Here is a 19919-nt window from a genome sequence, read left to right on the forward strand (position 1 = left end):
CGGGAGCCTCTTTTCTTTGATTCAAGTTCTTATCGCTTGGAATTAATGCACCTTATCCAGCAATTGATATGCTTCTTCCTTCGTTTTAACCGCCAGGAGCGCTTCTCTGAAATGATCATCCATCAGCTTACGCGATAACATCTGCAGTACTTTCAGATGCGCATTTTCCTTGCTGTTGCGCGGTACGGCAATCATGAAGATCAGTTTTGCTTCACTTCCGTCTGCACTATTCCAGTCAACACCGCCCTGCTTGATGCCGAAGACCACGCTTGGTTTCAGGACAGCTTCCGATTTGCCATGAGGAATGGCAATATTCATTCCAATGCCTGTGGAGCCTTCTTCCTCTCTGGCTAATATCGCCTGTTTGAAATCACTGGCAGAGCTTACGGCTCCAGTTCTCTCAAGTGCTCTGATCATTTCATCAACCACAGCATCTCGTGTCGTTCCTTCCAGATCCAAATTAATCAGATCCATTGTTACAATATCCGTCAGTTTCTCAATGTGAATGGTTTGCGAAGACACGGCCGGCCCGTTATTTGTGACAGTTGTTGATGCAGATGACTCCGCAGCGGCCTTTGTAGTAATCGCAGATTGTCCAGCCCCTGCGGTGGAATGTCCAGGCATCGCTTCCCCAGCAGCATCCGAAGTTACAGTTGCTGCAATATCCTTTTTCAGCAAGCTTACCAGGACAACCGATACGGCTACGCCGACAATAACGGCGATGAAGAACATAAGCACATGGTCCACTGCACCAAGTACAGCTACAATCGGTCCACCGTGAGCTACCTTATCACCTACATTTCCCAACATGGCGATGACAGAGCCGACCATGGACCCTACCATGATACTGGGAATAACACGCAGTGGATCTTGCGCCGCGAATGGAATCGCACCTTCGGTAATACCGAACAAACCCATCGTGAATGTTGCCTTCCCAGCCTCGCGTTCTTCAGGTGCAAATTTACGTTTGTTGATCATCGCTGCAAGTCCCATCCCAATTGGCGGGATACAAATCGCAACGGCGATCGGGCCCATAATTTCATAATTCCCTTCGCCGATCATAGCCGAACCGAATAAGAAAGCGACTTTGTTCACAGGTCCACCCATATCGAAGGAGATCATCGCACCTAGAATCAATGCCAATAGAATTGAACTTGTACCTTGCATACCTGCAAGCCAACCTGTTAAAGCTTCAAACAATTGTGCGACTGGAGCACCGATTACAAAGACAAAGATTAATCCTACAATTAAAGATGCCAATACAGGGATAATTATAATAGGCATGATCGGCTGTAATGCTCGGCCAACTTTAATTTTCCGAATCCCAAGTGCAACATAACCCGCCAGGAAACCGGCGATAATCCCGCCGATAAATCCAGCCCCCGCTTCACTTCCATAAAAGCTGCCGTTCGCAGCAATGAATCCGCCAATCATACCTGGTGCAAGCCCCGGTCTATCCGCAATACTCATCGCGATAAATCCGGCAAGGATCGGTATCATAAAGGTAAACGAAGCTGAGCCGATATCCTGAACCGTCTTCCAGAATGAACCGTCCGGTATAACCAGACCGCCTGGTGTCTTCTCACCGCCAATCGTCAACGCAATGGCAATGAGCAATCCCCCAATGACGATGAAGGGTACCATATAGGATACACCGTTCATCAAGTGGCGGTAGATGGGATTTTGTTTCGGTTTGTTCTCCTGTGAGCTACCTTCGGCAGAACGTGACTCTGCTTGGTACACAGGTACATTACCCTTCATCACCCGCTGGATCAATTCTTCTGGACGGCGAATGCCATCCTGTACGCCAACGACCAGCAGTTTTTTGCCGACGAAGCGGTCTTTAACTACCGTTTTATCCGCTGCAATAATAATGCCATCTGCCTCACGGATCTCCTGCTCGGTCAGTTGATTTTCGACTCCAATGGATCCTTGTGTCTCGACCTTCATCTCAATGCCCAGCTTTGCTGCTGCCTTTTGCAGATTCTCAGCTGCCATATACGTATGTGCAATTCCGTTAGGACATGAGGTAATCGCCAATATCTTCATAGTCATTCCCCTTCTCTCTGTTGTTTCCGCTTACATTGATAGTATAAACGCCTATCTTGCTGTTATCGGACGAACTTTTTACCGGAACTTTCGGAAAAACGGAATTATACCGGCAAAAAACAGGACTTATCTATAAGTCCTGTTCCAGAGCACAGCTTTTTTAGTTTATCCCTTCATTCTCCCTAATAATCTCATCGCATCGGTCTCCTTAGATAAGGCATGAACCAAAGCAGGCTGCTCACTGATCAGGGACAATTCCTTAAATAACTGGCGCATTTCTTCCCGCCCATCCTGTTTGACCGCAAGCAAGAACACAAGCTCTACTTTCTCGGTTCCCCAGGTAAGCGGCTGCTTCAAGGTAGCGATTACAATGGAGGACTGCCTTATCCACTCAGAACCGCCATGCGGGATGGCTATGCCTCCCCCAATCGTCGTGGCCGACATTTTTTCTCGCGCCAGTACGCTGTCCACATAACCAGGCTCCACATATCCTTTGTCCTCCAGTATTTGCGCCAGCTTGGAGATCAATTGTTCCGGATGCTGCACTTCCTGCTGGGGAAAGACCAAAAAAGGTGTTGTATATTTAAAAAATACCGATTCTTCTGCTGCCCTATGTTCCGGCTCATCCAGTCGTCGGATCACTTGCTCCAGTCGACGTTCGTCCTTGACATCCAGCAAGGGAGAGACGAGAATGTGCGGAATGTTCATCTCTGGGAGATCTACAGTGGTAATGACGAGATCCACCTCCTGGGCTGCCAGATAGTCCTGGACTTCTGCTTTGGAAAGGGTTGTCTCCACATGTACAGCCGGAAATTTACGTTCCACCTTGGTGCGTAGCAGTTGGGACATACCGATGCCCATGTGACACACGATGATGGCTCTCTGGGGATGACTCTCTTTCTGGTGCAATCGCTCCACAGAAGCCTGAAAATGCAGCGTTAAATACGCCGCTTCCTCCTCGGGGAAGGATAGCCGGATCCATTTCCCCACCTCTTCCAGTGTAATAATAACTCGGTCGAACATGTAGGGGTACATCTTCTTGATCTCGGCCAGCATAGGATTGGACACGGTCAACCCATATTGAAGACGGTTCAGGGTCGTATATAAATGGACATTCAACCCTTTCAGTAACATCTTGTCCTTGGAAAAGGCAATCATATTCAGCTCGGACATCCGCCGAACTAACTGCTCAATCAACTCAGGCAAAAGCGGGTGACTATCTGCCAGCTCACCTTGTTTTCCTGTTCTTCCCTCCTGCTGGTAACGGAACTTCCCACTAAGCAGGTGCAGAGTTAAATACGCCGTCTCTTCCTTGGAAAAAGGCACGGCAAACAACTTTTGCAACTGCTGCAAAAAAGACGTAGCCCATGTAAATTCGCGTCTCTCCTGCAAAAAGGCAATGTCCTGCTTGGAGAGCGAAATGGGTTGTCCCATCTTAGTTCGTTTGACCATTAAGAGAATATGCAGCATTAGAGCTTCGAAAGCTTCGTCAGTAAAGCTGAGCTCATGGCGTTTTTGAAATGCTTTTAATTCATGATTTATGGTTGTAATCTCGTGCGATTCAAACTGTTTGCGCATCATCTGTCCTGTTAACTCAGGACTGTCAATCAGCTGGTTCATCCGCGCCAAAGCGATGCGCTTATTTTTCTCAGAGCCTTGAATGGTCAATCCAACGCGCTGCTTGGTAATCAAGGCCAGATCAAAGCTGTGCAGCCAGCCATCGATCTTCTCCATATCTCTACGAATCACCGTCTTGTTCACATAATACTGTGAAGCTAGATCCTGGATGGTCACAGGCTTGGCATTCATCAAGAGCCGATAGGCGAGATGCAGCACCCTTTCCTCATCCGACTCATGTTGGGCTGTACTCTCGTCCGCATACAGTCGATGGAACAATTCATTCTGATCCGCTTCACCCATCTCCAGATAAATGCCGCGTCCCGGCCTTCTCACTAGATTGGCATCAGAATGCTTGACGATATAATCTTCAATTACTTTCAGATCGTTGCGGATCGTCTTTTCAGAGCAGTCGGTCAGATCCGCCAGATCCTGCGCTAACCACAACCGGTCCGGTTCAGTTAACAACATGCGTAAAATTTCCATTTGCCTTTTATTCATTCCATTCTCCCATCTTCCAAAATAAAGAATGTCCAGGGCATTTCGAGCTATATTTTTGCTGGTTTTGTGTTGACTTTAAGTATACTCCAAGTAGTACATTTAAAGCATGGTGGCCGCCAAATTCAAGAATAATGAAAAGAGGAATCGCTCATGACTATTGGGAAAACAGCTCTTATTACTGGGGCCAACAAAGGCATCGGGTATGAAACAGCCAGACAATTGGGGGGGATGGGTATTACAATCCTGATTGGCTCACGGAATGAGCAGAGCGGCCGGGAAGCGGTGGCTAAGTTGGCTAATGAGGGAGTAGAAGCCCGATTGATTTTGTTAGACGTGACGAATCAAAGTACGATTGATTCCGCAGTCCAACAGATCAAACAAGAATTCGGTTCCCTTGATGTACTAATCAACAATGCCGGCATATCTTTAGGAGGAGCCACTCCTCCAAGTCAGTTCTCTTTGAACGATTTAAGAGAAACGTATGAAACGAACTTTTTCGGTTTGGTCGCCGTGACGCAAGCCATGCTACCTTTATTGCAAGAATCTCCTTGTGGTAGAATCGTTAACTTGTCGAGTGGCCTTGGTTCGTTAACCTATAATGGCGATCCTGAGCATGAGCATGCACAATTTAATTTGCTTGCCTACAATAGCAGCAAGGCAGCGGTTAATATGTTCACCGTCACCCTTGCCAAAGAATTCAAAGACTCACCTCTCAAAATTAATTCGGCTGACCCTGGCTTTACCGCCACTGACTTAAATGGCTTTACAGGACTGGGTTCGGTACAACAAGCTGCTGCTGTCGTTGTTCGTTTAGCCACTTTAAATAATGACGGGCCGTCAGGAGGGTTTTTCGACTCGAATGGAGAAGTGCCTTGGTAATCGTTACAATTAAGGAGTGGGATACTTTGCAGGAAATTCCGGAGACCATAACCTCTATTAGTCAAGCTGCAGAACTAACAGGTTTAACAGAAGATACTATACGCTATTATGAGCGAATTGGCTTGCTGCCTTATGCAGAACGAAAGGCTAACGGACACAGGTTCTACAGTAGAGATCAGATTCTGGGGATTATCTTTTTAACCCGATTAAAAGCTACTGGAATGACTATAGAGGAAATGAAGCATTATCGAGAACTTTCGATGCAAGGCAACAGCACCATTCCGATCAGACACTCCTTACTTGAGAAACATAATCAGAAGATTCAACAAGAAATTTCCAGACTGATGGAAACCCAAAAAATTATTGAATATAAGCTCAACCATTATCGTGACCTCTCTACCAATCCTGATCTTAGCGACACGAATTGCAACCCTACAACACCCAGCACCAATCCCCTTTTTTAAGGGGTTTTTTTATTTTCAGCGGGAGATTGATGGAGCTCCCTTAATTCCCTATAATCCAAATATAGTATGAATTTCTAGGGGGAATAACGGTGATCACCTATGTGAGATGCAATGACGTCAGTATGGAACACATTTTCCAAGCATTTTCGCTTGGGTTCTCGGATTATTCCATTCGTCTGACCACGGATCAGGACGATTTCGCAGCACGTTTTTTTGGTCCAGAGGGTAATACACGGAATCACTCTTTCCTTGCCATGGATGAGGATCAACCGATCGGCTTAATTCTTGGCGGTGTCCGGCAGTTCGACGGGTACAAGACCATGCGTTGCGGCACGCTATGCATCGCCCCGGCTTACCGTGGTCAGGGGATTAGCAACAAGTTGCTGGAATTACATAAACAAACAGCCATCTCCGCGGGTTGCCAGCAGCTATGGCTCGAAGTCATCAAGGATAATCATCGGGCCGTCAAATTATATGAAAAGCAAGGCTATCAGCCACGCTATACGCTGAAATACTACAACGGCACTCTGCCCTCCACCCCACCCGCTGCCCTCTCATCTTCGTATATTCTTAAGGAAGTTACATTTGATGACATCGCAGCTTTTCGAAAGACCCTTATCGACTGCCACATCCATTGGCAAAGTGACACACCTTATTACGCCACTAGTACACAGGAAGCTTTTCTCGGCATCTACGAAGTAAATCAAACGTGCCTCGGCATGGTGAGCATGAGTGCTAAGGGTAAAATCAACTTTCTTTGGGTCGATCCTAAGCATCGCAACCAAGGATTAGGATGCGCCCTCCTTCATAGAGCAGCAGAGATCCAAAAGATTGAGAAGGTGTACATCTGTCTGTCTGACAATGACTCTCTTGAAGGCTTTATCCAAAAAATAGGTCTCTCGAAAGACCCCATTGAGCAATATGAAATGGGTATGCCGCTGAAGGTCGATCATGTTGTACAATGATCAACCTTCTTCCTATCTATGCTCCCCCTGCTTGATTCACCTACATCTATCATTTCTGAGAACGATTGATATACTCTGATTTGACCAATGCGCACATGTAAAGATCATCATATTTCCCTAACGTAAATTCATATTGGGAGAGGAGCCCTTCTTGCCGAAAGCCTGCTTTTTCAAGCAACCGCAAGGATTGTGCATTCTCTGGCTCTACTAGCGCCTGAATGCGGTTCAATGAGAGGAAGGGATATTTATAATAATTTCTTTGTTTATAGAATGTTTTCCTAAACATGGATTGTAAAATGACCGTTAATATAAGGAGTGTGTTTTCAATTATTAAGAAGAGGTGTATTTTTTGGACGAACAGCACATATCACACAATCCGCAGGAAACTTCAAGACAGACGTACATTCAGCATGGTCAAAATTATGGGGTAGATCCAAACAGGATGGCGGCGTTATCAAAAACATACGGGAATTCTACTCTGTTTAGACGGTGGGGAGCAACAGTTTTTGATTGCATATTTTTTGTAATCGGGTATATTTGTTTTTTTATTTCTGTCATTCAAATAACGGACAGATGGTTTTTGCCTTTAGCGATTGCAACCCGTTGTATTCTGCTTATTGCTTTCTTCAGCTATTATTTGCTTTTGGAAGGTTACACAGGCTATACGCTGGGTAAGTTCGTTTTTCGTATTAAGGTGGTTAACGGGGAAGGAAAGCCTCCTGGTTTTCTTAAATCACTCATTCGTACGCTGCTCAGACTCATAGACACCAATCCGTTGCTAATGGGTGGGATACCTGCTGGTATCAGTGTGTTAGTAACTGCATCAAGACAACGAATTGGTGATTTAGCTGCAGGTACATATGTTGTAAAGGTACGGGATTTAGAGCCGATTAACAAAAAGACAATGAAACGTTCGCTCTTTATATTTTTTACTGCAATGGTGATCTTGGGAGCCTCGTTTGTAAATGCTATTTTTATACTTGCAGACAGTTACGTACCTCCTGAAGCTCCAGTGAGCAAGAAAGAGCAAAGCTATGTAAGTAAAGATGGACGATTTCAAATCACGGCCCCGCTGGACTGGTCAACAGACCCGGACCGTGAAGGAAAAGCAGAGATTGCGATATTCAATCCGTACATCCAAAAGTCCGTTGTGGTACTATCCCACTCGAAAAAGCAATTGGGCAATATAACTCTTCAACAGTATGGTAAGAAAGCTGAAAATAACTTAATCAAAGAGTGGAACCTGTCCAGTGTAGGACCTGTCTCTAACACAACCATTCAAGGATATCCTGCCCTTGAGTTCGTGATTAAAGGTAAAAAAGATGTGGACAAATATGTTACCCATGTAGCGATTATTGAGACCGAAAAGAAGTACTACCAAGTGCTTGGATATGCACCAGCGTCTAAAGACGGCCGTTTAAAGAAAGAACTGCACGACATTACCTATAGCTTCCGCGAGGTTCGTCATTAGACAGCGTGGCTGGCAATAAAAAGGATAAGACACAAAAAGCAGGTGCTCCTTAGAGCCCTGTTTTTGACACTTGTTACCTGATATATAAACTAAACTTTAAAAATCACATGGGGAACTGAGCAGGTGGGATAAGTACTGAATGAGGTTACCGTTTTACTTAAAATTAAAATTAAATATTGGTAATCCCTGCGTATAATCAACTTCTATAGATACACTTTCAAAATCGACTATATATTTTGAATCTTTTTTTAAAATTTCTTTTGTTGGGCGTTCTAATTCTAATGCATAGGAAAAAAGCTCTAAAAAATCTGCATCTAAACCATGACTATTCGATTTATATTTTATATGATCTACATCTTCCTTTTTAACAAGTATAAAATCTGAGTTATTGATAGTCTCAACAATACGTTTTTTTTCTACATGGTTAACTAAATTATCCTCATCTCCTTGGAAAGATAAAACCTGTGTATTTCCAAGAAAATCTTTATACAATGTCTCTAAGTTTAAATCCTGCCTATTTTTCACTATTTTCTTCGCAAAATAGTCAAATTCAAATGCAAGCATTGAATTTCCTATACTCTGATATAGAAATCTACTGCTGGATAAATATACCGGTTCTATCCAGGCTGAGTTATCTATTAAATATGAAAATAAAGTAGGTGCTAACCTATTGCTTAAGTGTAATAGATACGCTCCATGTGAGTGTCCGTATCCAATAATTCTATTAGAATTAAATACTAAATCATTTCCACTCAGTATGATTTTAACCGACTCTACAGCGCTGATAATATCTATTGCCTGCATATAACTCATATCATTAAACTCTTCTATACTTTCATCTATATTAGCAATCACAGGGATCAGGATGTTTTTTTCAGACAATATATTTAGTAAAATAGAAGAGTCTCTATTTATTCTCTCCAATTCATCTACCGTAAGAATAGTTTGTAAAATTTGAGGATCTTTAAACTTGAAATGATTAGCTGATGATTGCATATATGAACTACCAAAATAATTACACTGAATCGTTACCATATTGTATTTGTCAGCAAATAGTTCCCTCATTTTTATGTAAACTTTAGAATCAATATTACCGCCGAACCCAGGGACGAAAATAATCAATCCTGTGTTTTCATTAACTCCATTTTGTGGGATAGAAAAGTCAATTCGTAGTTCTCGATTAGACTTACCTGTATATATATTATGATGTGCTGGAATATTAATACTATGTTGTTCAGACATACTCATTTATTCCCCCATTTAAATATTAAAGTCCCATTTCATAAAAATAATTTCGATCAATAGGTACATCAGCATATCAAGACAAGATTTTCTGATTAAATCCCCATATCGTATTCTTCTAATATTCTGATTAAAACACAAAAGACCCACAGGAGGGTCATCTTTTTTTCAAAATGTCCTTTTTGTGGGTCACATTCTACTTTCTCGGTACAACTACACTCCCCTCCGTAGTTTACAACTCAATACTAGAATATATAACCATCGTCTAATGGATTATCATAATACGCTGCAATTTCACACCTATGATAAAATTGACTGACATGTTCGACAACCTGCCTTATCATATTGTTCAGATGCACAATAAATTGAAAACCCTTTCATTAAGGTGATACATTAAAATACGCTATATCACTATAGATAAAGGAGGAATCCGGATTTTGTTTCAGCTCTCCGAAAAACAAGCCCAAGACATCGTAGACAAAATGATGAAGGATATTCCATACAATATCAATATTATGAATGAACGAGGCATCATCATTGGCAGCGGCGAGAGTGAACGAATCGGAACCATTCACCAAGGAGCTGTTCAGGCGCTCGAAACTGGGAAAATGGTTGAAGTGTGGCAGGACGGCCACTATGAGAAAAAGGGAACCAATGAACCGATTGTCATTCATCATGAGTTAGTTGGTGTCATTGGTATTTCAGGCAATCCCGATGAAGTGCGTCCTTTTTGCAATATTGTTAAAACTACGGTGTCTCTCCTGATTGAACAGCGGATCTCCTTGGAGCATCTGGCCCACGAAGCCAACCGCAAAAAATCTGTGCTGGAAATGCTGTTAAATCATCAGGGAGCCTACACGCAAAAAATAAAAAAAGAAGCAGCCCAATATCACATTGATTTGCTTCTAAAAACTTCGGCTGTATATGTAAAGTACCTGCCTACTGATCCAGCTCATTTAGCCGAGTTGTCCAATATATTTATGCAGCATCCATCCTTTCGTATGGAGGAAGACTGCTATCTCATCCTAATACAAAATCAGGAGCCGACAGACAAACTGCTAGAGCCACTTGTGCGCAGCCATCCCGATGTGCTGGTTACGGTCAGCAGACAAGAGATCAACATTGCGGATGTTTATATGCAGGCCAAGTCAGCTATGAATGTTTTACTGGCTTTGCGCCCGCCTGTGCAAAAAATTTCTTTTGCGGAAGTCGAATTTCTGGTCAAATTGAGTCAAACGAACCTGACGAATACGATCTATCTGGTTAGCAAGCTGGAAGATACCGTGGATTTGCTGGATACGCTGCGAAGCTTTATTAACCATAACGGCAGTGTCTCCTTTACCGCAGATGAATTAAATATTCACCGAAATACGCTGCAATACCGCCTGAAGCGCATTCATACCTTAACCGGTAAAGATCCCCGGAATCTCCTTCAGCTTTTTGAGCTTACGCACGGCTTATTGGCACTGTATCAATGAACTGCTGTATCACGCCAGACCATGCGCCAGTAACACCATATTTTCGCTCGCCGTCTCCCAAATTTCTCAGGCGAGCGCTCGTATTATATCGTATTTGTATGATGCCGTTTTATGTTTAAAACCCGCTTCTCCATCTGTTCATTTCTCGCTCAATTGAAGTACTCTTGCGATATTCTCGCACGTACGCTCTACGTTTTGCGGCCCTTCGGCCAGCAGCTTACCGAGCTCCGAGGCTCCCGGTACGATGCCGAACACCGCATCTATTCCTTCCTTGTACAACGTGTCGATCCCTTCCCCGATATAACCTGCGACCGCAATGACCTTTTTACCAGACTGTTTTGCCGCCTGGGCTACTCCATAAGGAGTTTTACCGAATTTGGTCTGAAAATCAATACCGCCTTCCCCCGTCAAAACGATATCGGCAGTGGCGAGCTTTTGTTTTAAACCGGTGTATTCAATCACAATTTCAATGCCTTTTTGCAGCGCCGCCTGAGTGAAAATTAATAAGCCCGCACCCAATCCACCTGCTGCGCCTGCGCCTGGGAGATCGCGCACATCCTTGCCCAGCTGCTGCTTCACCACATCGGCGTAATGAGCAAGATTGGCATCCAATTGCTGCACCATTTCCGGAGTTGCCCCTTTTTGTGGCCCAAATACTTGAGATGCCCCATGCTCTCCGCACAGCGGATTTGTCACATCACAGGCTACAATTAACTGTACCTGCTGCAAGCGGTCATCCAGTGATGAAATATCAACACTGGCCAGCTCGCCCAGACTACCGCCGCCGCGCGGAAGAGTATTGCCTTTTGTATCCAGAAATCTGGCGCCCAGCGCTTCCGCCATTCCTGTACCGCCATCATTCGTCGCGCTTCCACCAATGCCGATGATAATTTTTCGAATTCCCTGGTTCAGACATTCACGGATTAACTCCCCTGTTCCGTAGGTTGTTGTCTTTAACGGGTTTTTGTTATCCTTGTTCACCAAATGGATTCCACTGGCGGATGCCATCTCGATTGCCGCTGTGGTGCCGTCTCCCAGCAGGCCGTATGCAGCAGTTACAGGTTCTCCAAGCGGTCCTGTCACCTCGATATAACGAATCTGTCCGCCTGTCGCATCCACCAGTGACTGCACCGTTCCTTCACCGCCGTCCGCCATCGGTACGTGGACATAATTCGCCGCCGGATAGACCTTGCGCAGTCCTTTCTCCATCGCGATACACACTTCTTTAGCCGTCATGCTTTCTTTAAAAGAATCTGGTGCCAGCACAAATGTTTTCTCTCTCATCTTCTCACCCCATCGTGAATATTAAAGTAAAAATCCATACATGATTGTCGCTACAATTGCCATCGTTCCACCCACAATAGCTTCGTAAGGAATCAAGCCCATCCGTTGTTTAATGCTCATTTTCATGCTGTCTGCCGTGACGTGGAAATAGTTGCCCTGCGGCAAGGAATCAATGACTGTAGCTCCTGTATGCACCATCACAGCTGCAGCGAGCGGGGCCGTTCCCATGTTCAGAATGGCTTCCCCAAACGAGCCTGTCGCCAAAATAACGCCCGTCGAGGTGGACGCCGTAGCAGCTGCCATCAGAATGCCTGCAAGCGGTGCCAAAAATGTACCGGAAACTCCTGAAGCTTCAATCAGGCCAACCACCTGAGCAGACAAGTTGGAGGCAGAGATCAGACCCGCAATCCCGCCCGCACCGATCAAAATCAGCACAGTCGCCGTCATTTTATTTAAACCGGAGGCCGAATACTTCAAGATATTGCGCCCTTGTCCCATGGCCAGCATACCCACAATCCCAGCAATCGGCAAAATGTACATCGCATCCACCTTGAAATTCGAAAGTACTTCAATACCGGAAATAGAACCAATCGGGTTAATCATCAGCAAAATAACAGCTACCAGCGGGGCTACAATCGCCCGTCCCAACGCTGGATATTTCGATGTATCGACGTCACTGTCCATGATATCCTGATCAGACACCTTCACACCTTTGGTTTTCAACATAGATGCCACCAAAACAGTCATGATTAAACCACATATTGCAGGAACCACACCCGTCAACATAACGTGGCTTAAATCCAGATTAAATCCGCGCGCCGCCGCAATCGTATTAGGATTGGGAGAGATGATGTTCCCCGCTTTTCCGCCTCCAGACAAAGCCAACAGGAGCGCCAGCTTGGAAATCCCCATTTTGTTACCGACCGACAATGCAATAGGTGCCACAATCAACACGGCAACGGGAATAAATACACCTACCGCCGTAATAATCATCGTCGCCAAGGCTAGTGCGAGTATCGCTTTACTGCCGCCGAACTTCTTTACAATAGCCTGCGCAATCGTCTCCGCTGCCCCGGATTCCATCATTACACCTGCCAATACACCTGCGGCAAGCACACGAATGACCGTCCCCATCACACTTTGCGTACCGCTTATTAACACGCTGATCGTCTGTTCCAAATTGGCTCCGCCCAATAAAGCGCCTACAATAGCTCCCAAAAATAAAGCGTAAACCGGATTCAGCTTTCTTAATATCAGAATAATTGCAATAGCCAGCCCTGCCAGAGCTCCTATCCAACTGATCGTCAATCCTTCCATCTGTCTAACCCCCCGGGTAATTTTTGATTACGCTTTCATTATATCGATTGCCGCACGTTAAAAATATTGAAGAACAGACGAAATTGATTGTGCATTTGAACAAAAAATCCGAACTTCAATTGGAACCTATAGATGAAATCAGTATTGAGTCTAGCATTATATATGAGAAGATCCAAACAGGATCTATGTCTTAATATGCAATTTTCATTTTATGTATCGAGGAGTTACAAAACAAATTTAATGTATACGCTTGCAAATTTAAAATTTCAGATTATAATACCTGTATACAAGTATACTTGATTAATTGAGAAGGTGAAATGATGGTCGAATCAGAATTCCTATATCCCTCCAAATGGCTTTTAAAAGCCTCTGCTGGTGATCGCGTAACATCCGAGCTTAGAATGCGCATTATTTCTGGCGGGATTGAAAGCGGTACCATATTATCCGAAAATAAACTAGCTGCTGATTTCACTGTAAGTCGCTCACCCATTCGTGAAGCGTTAAAAATACTGGCATCCGAAAATATCATTCGATTAGAAAGAATGGGAGCCGTTGTTATTGGCCTATCAGAAAAAGAAATAGAAGAAATTTATGATGTCCGTCTGCTCATAGAATCCTTCGTATTTGAGCGTCTTGTAAAGATGGATACTAATGATTTGGCGAAGGAACTTAGTAAAATACTCGAAATGATGAAAGTCGCCGTTAAATATAGTGATGCTGATGAGTTTTCATATCAAGATGTCTTGTTCCATGAAACGATTATTCGTGCAGTCAATCATTCGCATATTCTGATGATCTGGAATAATTTAAAGCCTGTTATGGAAAGTCTCATTCTTTTGTCGATGCGTATGCGTTTTAAAGAAAAGTATGAAGACTTTACACGGATTATAAACAATCACGAACTTTATATTGAAGCAATCAAAGCAAAAGATAGAGACCTCATGATCAAGTCTTTACATGAAAACTTTGATGATGTTCAAGGTAAAGTAGAAGACCTATGGATGTCACAACAAATGCTATCTAAAGGAGTCGTGCAACAAAATGACTAACTATATGTTAGGTGTAGATATCGGAACCACAAGTACGAAAGCCGTTCTATTTAGCGAAAAAGGCGAAGTCATCCAACAAGAGAATATTGGATACCCGCTTTATACCCCGGATATAGCAACAGCTGAACAAAACCCAGAAGAGATTTTTCAGGCTGTTCTGCAAGCCACTTCAAATATAATGAAACATCACTCACAAAAAAAGCTATCGTTTGTTTCATTTAGCAGTGCCATGCATAGTGTCATTGCGATGGATGAAAATGACCGCCCACTGACGCCTTGTATTACATGGGCAGATAATCGCAGTGAAGCGTGGGCACATAAAATAAAAGATGAGCTGAATGGCCATGAAGTCTATAAACGAACAGGAACACCCATTCACCCCATGTCACCATTAACAAAAATAGCTTGGATTGTGAATGACCTTCCTGAAACCGCTGTCAAGGTTAAAAAGTATATCGGAATTAAAGAATATATTTTTAAAAAGTTCTTTGATCAATATGTAGTGGATTATTCCCTAGCTTCTGCCATGGGTATGATGAATCTAGAAAAATTAGATTGGGATGAAGAGGCATTAAAAATTGCTGGTATAACCCCTTCTCAATTATCTGAGCTCGTGCCAACAACCAGAATATTTACCAACTGTGATTCAGATTTAGCAAAAAAGATGGGGATCGATCCACAAACATCGTTTGTCATTGGAGCTAGCGATGGAGTCCTTTCTAATCTAGGTGTAAATGCGATACGAAAAGGCGAAGTTGCCGTCACAATCGGGACAAGCGGTGCCATTCGAACCATTTTAGACAAGCCTCAAACAGACGAAAAGGGAAGAATATTTTGTTATGCCTTAACAGAAAAGCACTGGGTTATTGGGGGGCCGGTGAACAATGGCGGGATGGTCCTTCGCTGGATCCGCGACGAACTTGCCTCATCAGAAGTGGAAACAGCGAAAAGGCTAGGAATTGATCCATATGATGTACTAACCAAGATTGCTGAACGTGTAAGACCAGGATCTGACGGATTGTTATTCCATCCGTACCTGGCTGGTGAACGTGCGCCATTATGGAACCCAGACGTACGTGGCTCATTCTTCGGTTTAACGATGTCACATAAGAAAGAACATATGATTCGCGCAGCCCTAGAAGGAGTCATTTACAATTTGTACACCGTATTTTTAGCATTAACCGAATGTATGGACGGTCCTGTGACCCGAATCCAAGCTACTGGAGGCTTCGCAAGGTCAGCTGTTTGGCGGCAAATGATGTCCGATATATTCGCATCTGAAGTCGTCGTTCCAGAAAGCTACGAAAGTTCTTGTCTAGGAGCTTGTATTTTAGGCCTGTATGCCACCGGACAAATCCAGTCCTTTGAAGTCGTTTCTGAAATGGTTGGCAGTACCAACAAACATACACCAAAAGAAGAAGCGACCAAGGAATATAGGAAATTGCTGCCGATTTTCATTAACCTATCCAGAGTATTAGAAGATGATTATACACGGATTTCCAATTATCAAAGAAGCTTAATTAAACACTAAAAAGATAAAAAGCAGGGGGTAATTACAATGCCATTAGTTATCGTAGCGATTGGAATTTTAGCATTATTAGTTTTAATCATGGGCTTCAAATTGAACACCTTTATTTCATTAATCATTGTATCGTTCGGCGTCGCTTTAGCACTTGGAATGCCATTAGAGGAAATTGTCAAAACCATCGAAGCCGGATTAGGCGGAACCCTTGGTCACTTAGCGTTAATCTTTGGACTTGGAGCGATGTTAGGTAAGTTGATCGCTGATTCTGGTGGTGCTCAACGAATTGCCATGACCCTCGTAGACAAATTTGGTGAAAAAAATATCCAATGGGCAGTCGTAGCTGCTTCATTCATTATCGGTGTGGCGTTATTTTTTGAAGTAGGATTAGTATTGTTAATTCCAATCATATTTGCCATTTCAAAAGAATTAAAGGTTTCTATTTTATATCTCGGGATTCCGATGGTTGCAGCTTTATCCGTAACACATGGTTTCTTACCTCCACATCCAGGACCAACAGTTATTGCTGGTGAATATGGCGCGAACCTTGGTGAGGTTTTACTTTACGGTTTCATTATTGCCATTCCAACTGTTATTTTAGCTGGACCTGTATTTACTAAGCTTGCCAAAAAACTCGTACCTGCATCATTTACGAAAACGGGTAATATTGCCTCTTTAGGTGAACAAAAAGTATTTAAATCCGAGGAAACTCCTGGATTTGGCATCAGTGTATTTACTGCAATGCTTCCTGTTATTTTAATGTCTATTGCTACGGTTATTACTTTGCTTCAAAAAACAATGGGCTTTGAAGATAGTAGTTTACTAGCAGCGATCCGTTTTATTGGTGATGCATCAACTTCCATGTTAATTTCCTTACTGGTAGCTGTCTACACCATGGGAATAGCAAGGAAAATTCCAATTAAAAATGTAATGGCATCTTGTACAACTGCTATTACTCATATTGGGATGATGCTCTTAATCATTGGGGGTGGCGGAGCCTTCAAACAAGTACTGATTAATGGCGGCGTAGGTGACTATGTAGCTGAATTATTCAATGGAACTACATTATCACCCATCTTGCTTGCCTGGATCATCGCTGCAATATTACGTATTTCCTTAGGTTCTGCAACTGTTGCAGCTTTAACAACCGCTGGTTTAGTTATTCCGATGTTAGGACAATCCGACGTTAATCTTGCTTTAGTTGTGCTTGCAACGGGAGCGGGTAGTTTAATAGCTTCACATGTTAACGATGCTGGTTTCTGGATGTTTAAAGAATATTTTGGTTTAAGCATGAAAGAAACATTTGCAACATGGACATTACTTGAGACCATCATTTCTGTAGCTGGATTAGGATTTATTTTAGTACTAAGTTTATTCGTATAAATCATGATTCCCGGGCGGTAGATCCCCACTTATTTTTCTTAGAATCTTCTAAGCCTATAAGTGAGGATCTACGGCCTATTCATTTCAAATAAAAGGAGCAGAAAAAATGTCCAACACAATTGGTGTCATTGGTTTAGGGGTAATGGGCCGTAATATCGCTTTAAACATGGCTGGTAAGGGTGAGCAAGTCGCTGTCTATAATTATACGAGGGATTTAACGGATGATCTTGTTAAAAAAAGTGAAGGTCACTCCATCCATCCTTACTACGAAATTCAAGATTTTGTTTACTCCTTAAAAACTCCAAGGAAAATCTTCCTTATGGTAACAGCGGGCAAACCGGTCGATTCGGTAATAGGTACATTAGTACCCTTCCTTGAAGCAGGCGATGTGATTATGGACGGTGGTAACTCCCATTACAAAGATACGGAGCGTAGATATGATGAATTGAAGTCAAAAGGAATCGGTTATTTAGGAATCGGTATTTCCGGCGGCGAAGTCGGGGCTTTAAATGGACCTTCGATCATGCCTGGTGGAGATAAAAACGTATATGAAAAGGCAGCTTCTATTCTAACAAAAATAGCAGCCCACGTGGACGCAGACCCTTGCTGTGTTTATATGGGTCCAAAAGGGTCCGGTCACTTTGTAAAAATGGTACATAACGGAATCGAGTATGCAGATATGCAATTAATCGCAGAAACCTATACATTTTTAAGAAAAAGGTTACGTTTATCTGTGAATGAAATTGCTGATATCTTTGAAATATGGAATCAAGGGGAGCTAAAAAGTTATTTAATCCAAATCACAGCAGAGATTTTACGGAAAAAGGATGATGTAACAGGCTTACCACTAATCGATGTGATTCTTGATAAAACAGGGCAAAAGGGCACTGGTAAATGGACAAGCATTCAAGCAATTGACAATGGGATCCCATCATCCATTATTACAGAGTCATTGTTTGCCCGTTACATCTCCTCTTTAAAAGAAGAACGAGTTTATGCAGAAAATATTCTAACAGGACCAGGGATTGATCAGCGAAGTTTAAATAAAGATTTGTGGATTGAGTACATTAGACAAGCTTTTTATATGGGTAAAATTTGTGCCTACGCGCAAGGATTTATACAATATAAAATGACTTCTGAACTTTACGGATGGAATTTACCTTTAAAGGATATTGCCCTTATTTTCCGTGGTGGTTGCATCATTCGTGCTGAATTCTTAAACGTAATAAGCGAAACATATCAAGAACAGCCGAATTTGGCTAATCTATTAATCGCCCCGTATTTTGCTGAAAAAGTTAAAGAGTATCAAAAAGGATTACGAAAAATTGTCTGTGAGGGTATTAATTCTGGCACTTCGTTTCCATGTTTAAGTGCTTCACTTACTTATTATGATAGTTACCGGACAGGCATTTCGAATGCTAACCTTTTGCAAGCACAAAGGGATTATTTTGGTGCCCATACTTATGAACGAAGTGATGCAGCAGGGTCCTTTCACACAAACTGGCAGTGATCGATAGTGGTAGTAAATCTCCAGTGCCCTAATGAAGTGGTTTTTCCCTTCATTAGGGCACTCCTTTGGAATACATTTTCCCCACAATGCTCTTGTGTCTATATTATGTAACAGACGTTGAGATTCTGAAGGGCAAGGGGAATAAATAGAAGCTACATGACAAAACGATTAATACATGTGCTGATTCTTTATACGGACCAGAACTTTACCAAAGCGTCCTCCTTGCTGAACAGGAATTCTCTTTCCTGCGTACGTCCTTCTTAAATAAGTTTCGGCCTTCTGTAATGACTGTTCATCTGTCGGCATCCCGAAGAATGAGAACCAGCCTAATGTATGTTTTACCGCCTCGTCCACCGACATCATTACCGTTTGGGTTTCACGAGTAATCAGGGTTTGAAAAGAATAGCCATATATATTTAATAGTTGGATGATATATGCCATATCTGACGTTTGTACTAGGTCCTCTTTTATTCCGACTACAGGGCGCAATTCCTGAATCAGACTATGCTCCTTAGGCCCAGCACTCGTACTGATGTAACAAAACTGGCTGGCACAGGCGAGCGCCTTCTCTACCATTTCCCAACCGAAAATGGCTGGACACATGGATGCAAACACCAGATCAAATTTGTTTTGCCATCCGTTCGTCTCAATAGATAACTCCTCAAATTGTTCCCGTACGATTTTAATGTTTTCCTTTATCGATGGCTTAATACTCTCTTCCATTAAGGCTGTCAACGGTCCTGAAGGCTCAACGGCAGTAACATTTGCCCCTTCCTCTGCAAAAGGAATACTGAAGACACCCGAGGCAGCACCAATATCTAGGATAGAGGAGTCTTTAATGGTAACTCCCTGTGTCCTTAGCCATCCCATAATTCTGGCTGTTCTTTTTATTCCCTCTTCATTAAATGCCTGCTTGTGGAAGCTTCTTGCCCTTGCCATATCATCAAACGAATGAGCCGGTACCGTTCCCGCTCTAAGCATTCGATTTACACCAGCTTCCGGATCGTTTATCCAAGCAGCCTTCCATACTTCGGGATCAAATAAAGACTGGGTCATTAATTAGACTTCCCTTCTACTAATTAGATTTTAAAGTCTACTAATATCTACACCTTGCTTCCGTATGGTGGTAAATATGAAACACCCTACAATAGACATTATAGACTTATTATATCTGCAATTCAATCAAAA

The 19919-nt window shown here is 42.9% G+C and carries 16 protein-coding genes; 9 read left to right on the plus strand and 7 right to left on the minus strand.

Features of this window, described 5'->3' with window-relative positions; all coding sequences use genetic code 11:
* Positions 1 to 42 precede the first annotated feature (42 nt).
* Positions 43 to 2049, minus strand: coding sequence for a PTS fructose transporter subunit IIABC (locus MKY24_RS26465; RefSeq protein WP_339201175.1), 2007 nt, complete (start codon positions 2047 to 2049; stop codon positions 43 to 45).
* Between the two features lie 165 nt (positions 2050 to 2214).
* Positions 2215 to 4167 (minus strand): BglG family transcription antiterminator, encoded by a 1953-nt coding sequence (locus tag MKY24_RS26470; RefSeq protein WP_028540925.1) that lies wholly within the window; start codon positions 4165 to 4167, stop codon positions 2215 to 2217.
* A gap of 150 nt (positions 4168 to 4317) precedes the next feature.
* Between MKY24_RS26470 and MKY24_RS26475 the strand changes: the two genes are divergently transcribed.
* The 3 genes from MKY24_RS26475 to MKY24_RS26485 all read left to right on the plus strand — a co-directional run bounded on the left by MKY24_RS26475 (position 4318) and on the right by MKY24_RS26485 (position 6475).
* Positions 4318 to 5046, plus strand: a complete 729-nt coding sequence (locus tag MKY24_RS26475; RefSeq protein ID WP_339201177.1) for an SDR family oxidoreductase — start codon at positions 4318 to 4320, stop codon at positions 5044 to 5046.
* On the plus strand, positions 5040 to 5510 hold the full coding sequence (locus MKY24_RS26480; RefSeq protein ID WP_023991051.1) for a MerR family transcriptional regulator: 471 nt from the start codon (positions 5040 to 5042) through the stop codon (positions 5508 to 5510). The genes MKY24_RS26475 and MKY24_RS26480 overlap by 7 nt, the downstream gene beginning before the upstream one ends.
* 89 nt (positions 5511 to 5599) lie before the next feature.
* On the plus strand, positions 5600 to 6475 hold the full coding sequence (locus MKY24_RS26485; protein ID WP_053326457.1) for a GNAT family N-acetyltransferase: 876 nt from the start codon (positions 5600 to 5602) through the stop codon (positions 6473 to 6475).
* 49 nt (positions 6476 to 6524) lie between these two features.
* Here MKY24_RS26485 and MKY24_RS26490 read toward each other — a convergent pair whose 3' ends face one another.
* Complete coding sequence (locus MKY24_RS26490) at positions 6525 to 6704, minus strand: GNAT family protein (protein ID WP_231517142.1); 180 nt, start codon at positions 6702 to 6704, stop codon at positions 6525 to 6527.
* A gap of 111 nt (positions 6705 to 6815) precedes the next feature.
* Here MKY24_RS26490 and MKY24_RS26495 point away from each other — a divergent pair, with 111 nt between their 5' ends.
* Entirely contained in the window at positions 6816 to 7946 is a 1131-nt protein-coding gene (locus tag MKY24_RS26495; protein WP_339201179.1) for an RDD family protein, read from the plus strand.
* Positions 7947 to 8099: 153 nt separating this feature from the next.
* On the opposite strand, the gene MKY24_RS26500 is transcribed toward MKY24_RS26495, so the two are convergent.
* Positions 8100 to 9188: a DUF2920 family protein gene (locus tag MKY24_RS26500; protein WP_339201180.1), complete on the minus strand. Its 1089-nt coding sequence runs from the start codon at positions 9186 to 9188 to the stop codon at positions 8100 to 8102.
* A gap of 437 nt (positions 9189 to 9625) precedes the next feature.
* On the opposite strand from MKY24_RS26500, the gene MKY24_RS26505 reads away from it, so the two are divergent.
* Positions 9626 to 10666, plus strand: a complete 1041-nt coding sequence (locus tag MKY24_RS26505) for a sugar diacid recognition domain-containing protein (protein ID WP_028540929.1) — start codon at positions 9626 to 9628, stop codon at positions 10664 to 10666.
* A gap of 138 nt (positions 10667 to 10804) precedes the next feature.
* On the opposite strand, the gene MKY24_RS26510 is transcribed toward MKY24_RS26505, so the two are convergent.
* On the minus strand, positions 10805 to 11950 hold the full coding sequence (locus MKY24_RS26510) for a glycerate kinase (protein WP_076295176.1): 1146 nt from the start codon (positions 11948 to 11950) through the stop codon (positions 10805 to 10807).
* Between the two features lie 21 nt (positions 11951 to 11971).
* Positions 11972 to 13267: an SLC13 family permease gene (locus MKY24_RS26515; protein ID WP_339201181.1), complete on the minus strand. Its 1296-nt coding sequence runs from the start codon at positions 13265 to 13267 to the stop codon at positions 11972 to 11974.
* 317 nt (positions 13268 to 13584) lie between these two features.
* Here MKY24_RS26515 and MKY24_RS26520 point away from each other — a divergent pair, with 317 nt between their 5' ends.
* From MKY24_RS26520 to gnd, 4 genes are all read left to right on the plus strand, one after another.
* Positions 13585 to 14316: a GntR family transcriptional regulator gene (locus tag MKY24_RS26520; protein WP_068939234.1), complete on the plus strand. Its 732-nt coding sequence runs from the start codon at positions 13585 to 13587 to the stop codon at positions 14314 to 14316.
* Positions 14309 to 15847, plus strand: coding sequence for a gluconokinase (gene gntK, locus MKY24_RS26525; RefSeq protein ID WP_339201182.1), 1539 nt, complete (start codon positions 14309 to 14311; stop codon positions 15845 to 15847). The genes MKY24_RS26520 and gntK overlap by 8 nt, the downstream gene beginning before the upstream one ends.
* Before the next feature lie 27 nt (positions 15848 to 15874).
* On the plus strand, positions 15875 to 17221 hold the full coding sequence (locus MKY24_RS26530; protein ID WP_023991059.1) for a GntP family permease: 1347 nt from the start codon (positions 15875 to 15877) through the stop codon (positions 17219 to 17221).
* A gap of 106 nt (positions 17222 to 17327) precedes the next feature.
* Positions 17328 to 18731 carry a decarboxylating NADP(+)-dependent phosphogluconate dehydrogenase gene (gene gnd, locus MKY24_RS26535; protein ID WP_023991060.1) on the plus strand — a complete coding sequence of 468 codons (1404 nt, stop codon included), beginning with the start codon at positions 17328 to 17330 and terminating at the stop codon, positions 18729 to 18731.
* 168 nt (positions 18732 to 18899) lie between these two features.
* Here gnd and MKY24_RS26540 read toward each other — a convergent pair whose 3' ends face one another.
* A complete protein-coding gene (locus MKY24_RS26540; protein WP_023991061.1) occupies positions 18900 to 19787 on the minus strand; it encodes a class I SAM-dependent methyltransferase in 888 nt (295 codons plus the stop codon).
* Positions 19788 to 19919 lie beyond the last annotated feature (132 nt).

The organism is Paenibacillus sp. FSL P2-0322 (assembly GCF_037975315.1).
Taxonomy (GTDB): Bacteria; Bacillota; Bacilli; order Paenibacillales; family Paenibacillaceae; genus Paenibacillus; species Paenibacillus polymyxa_B.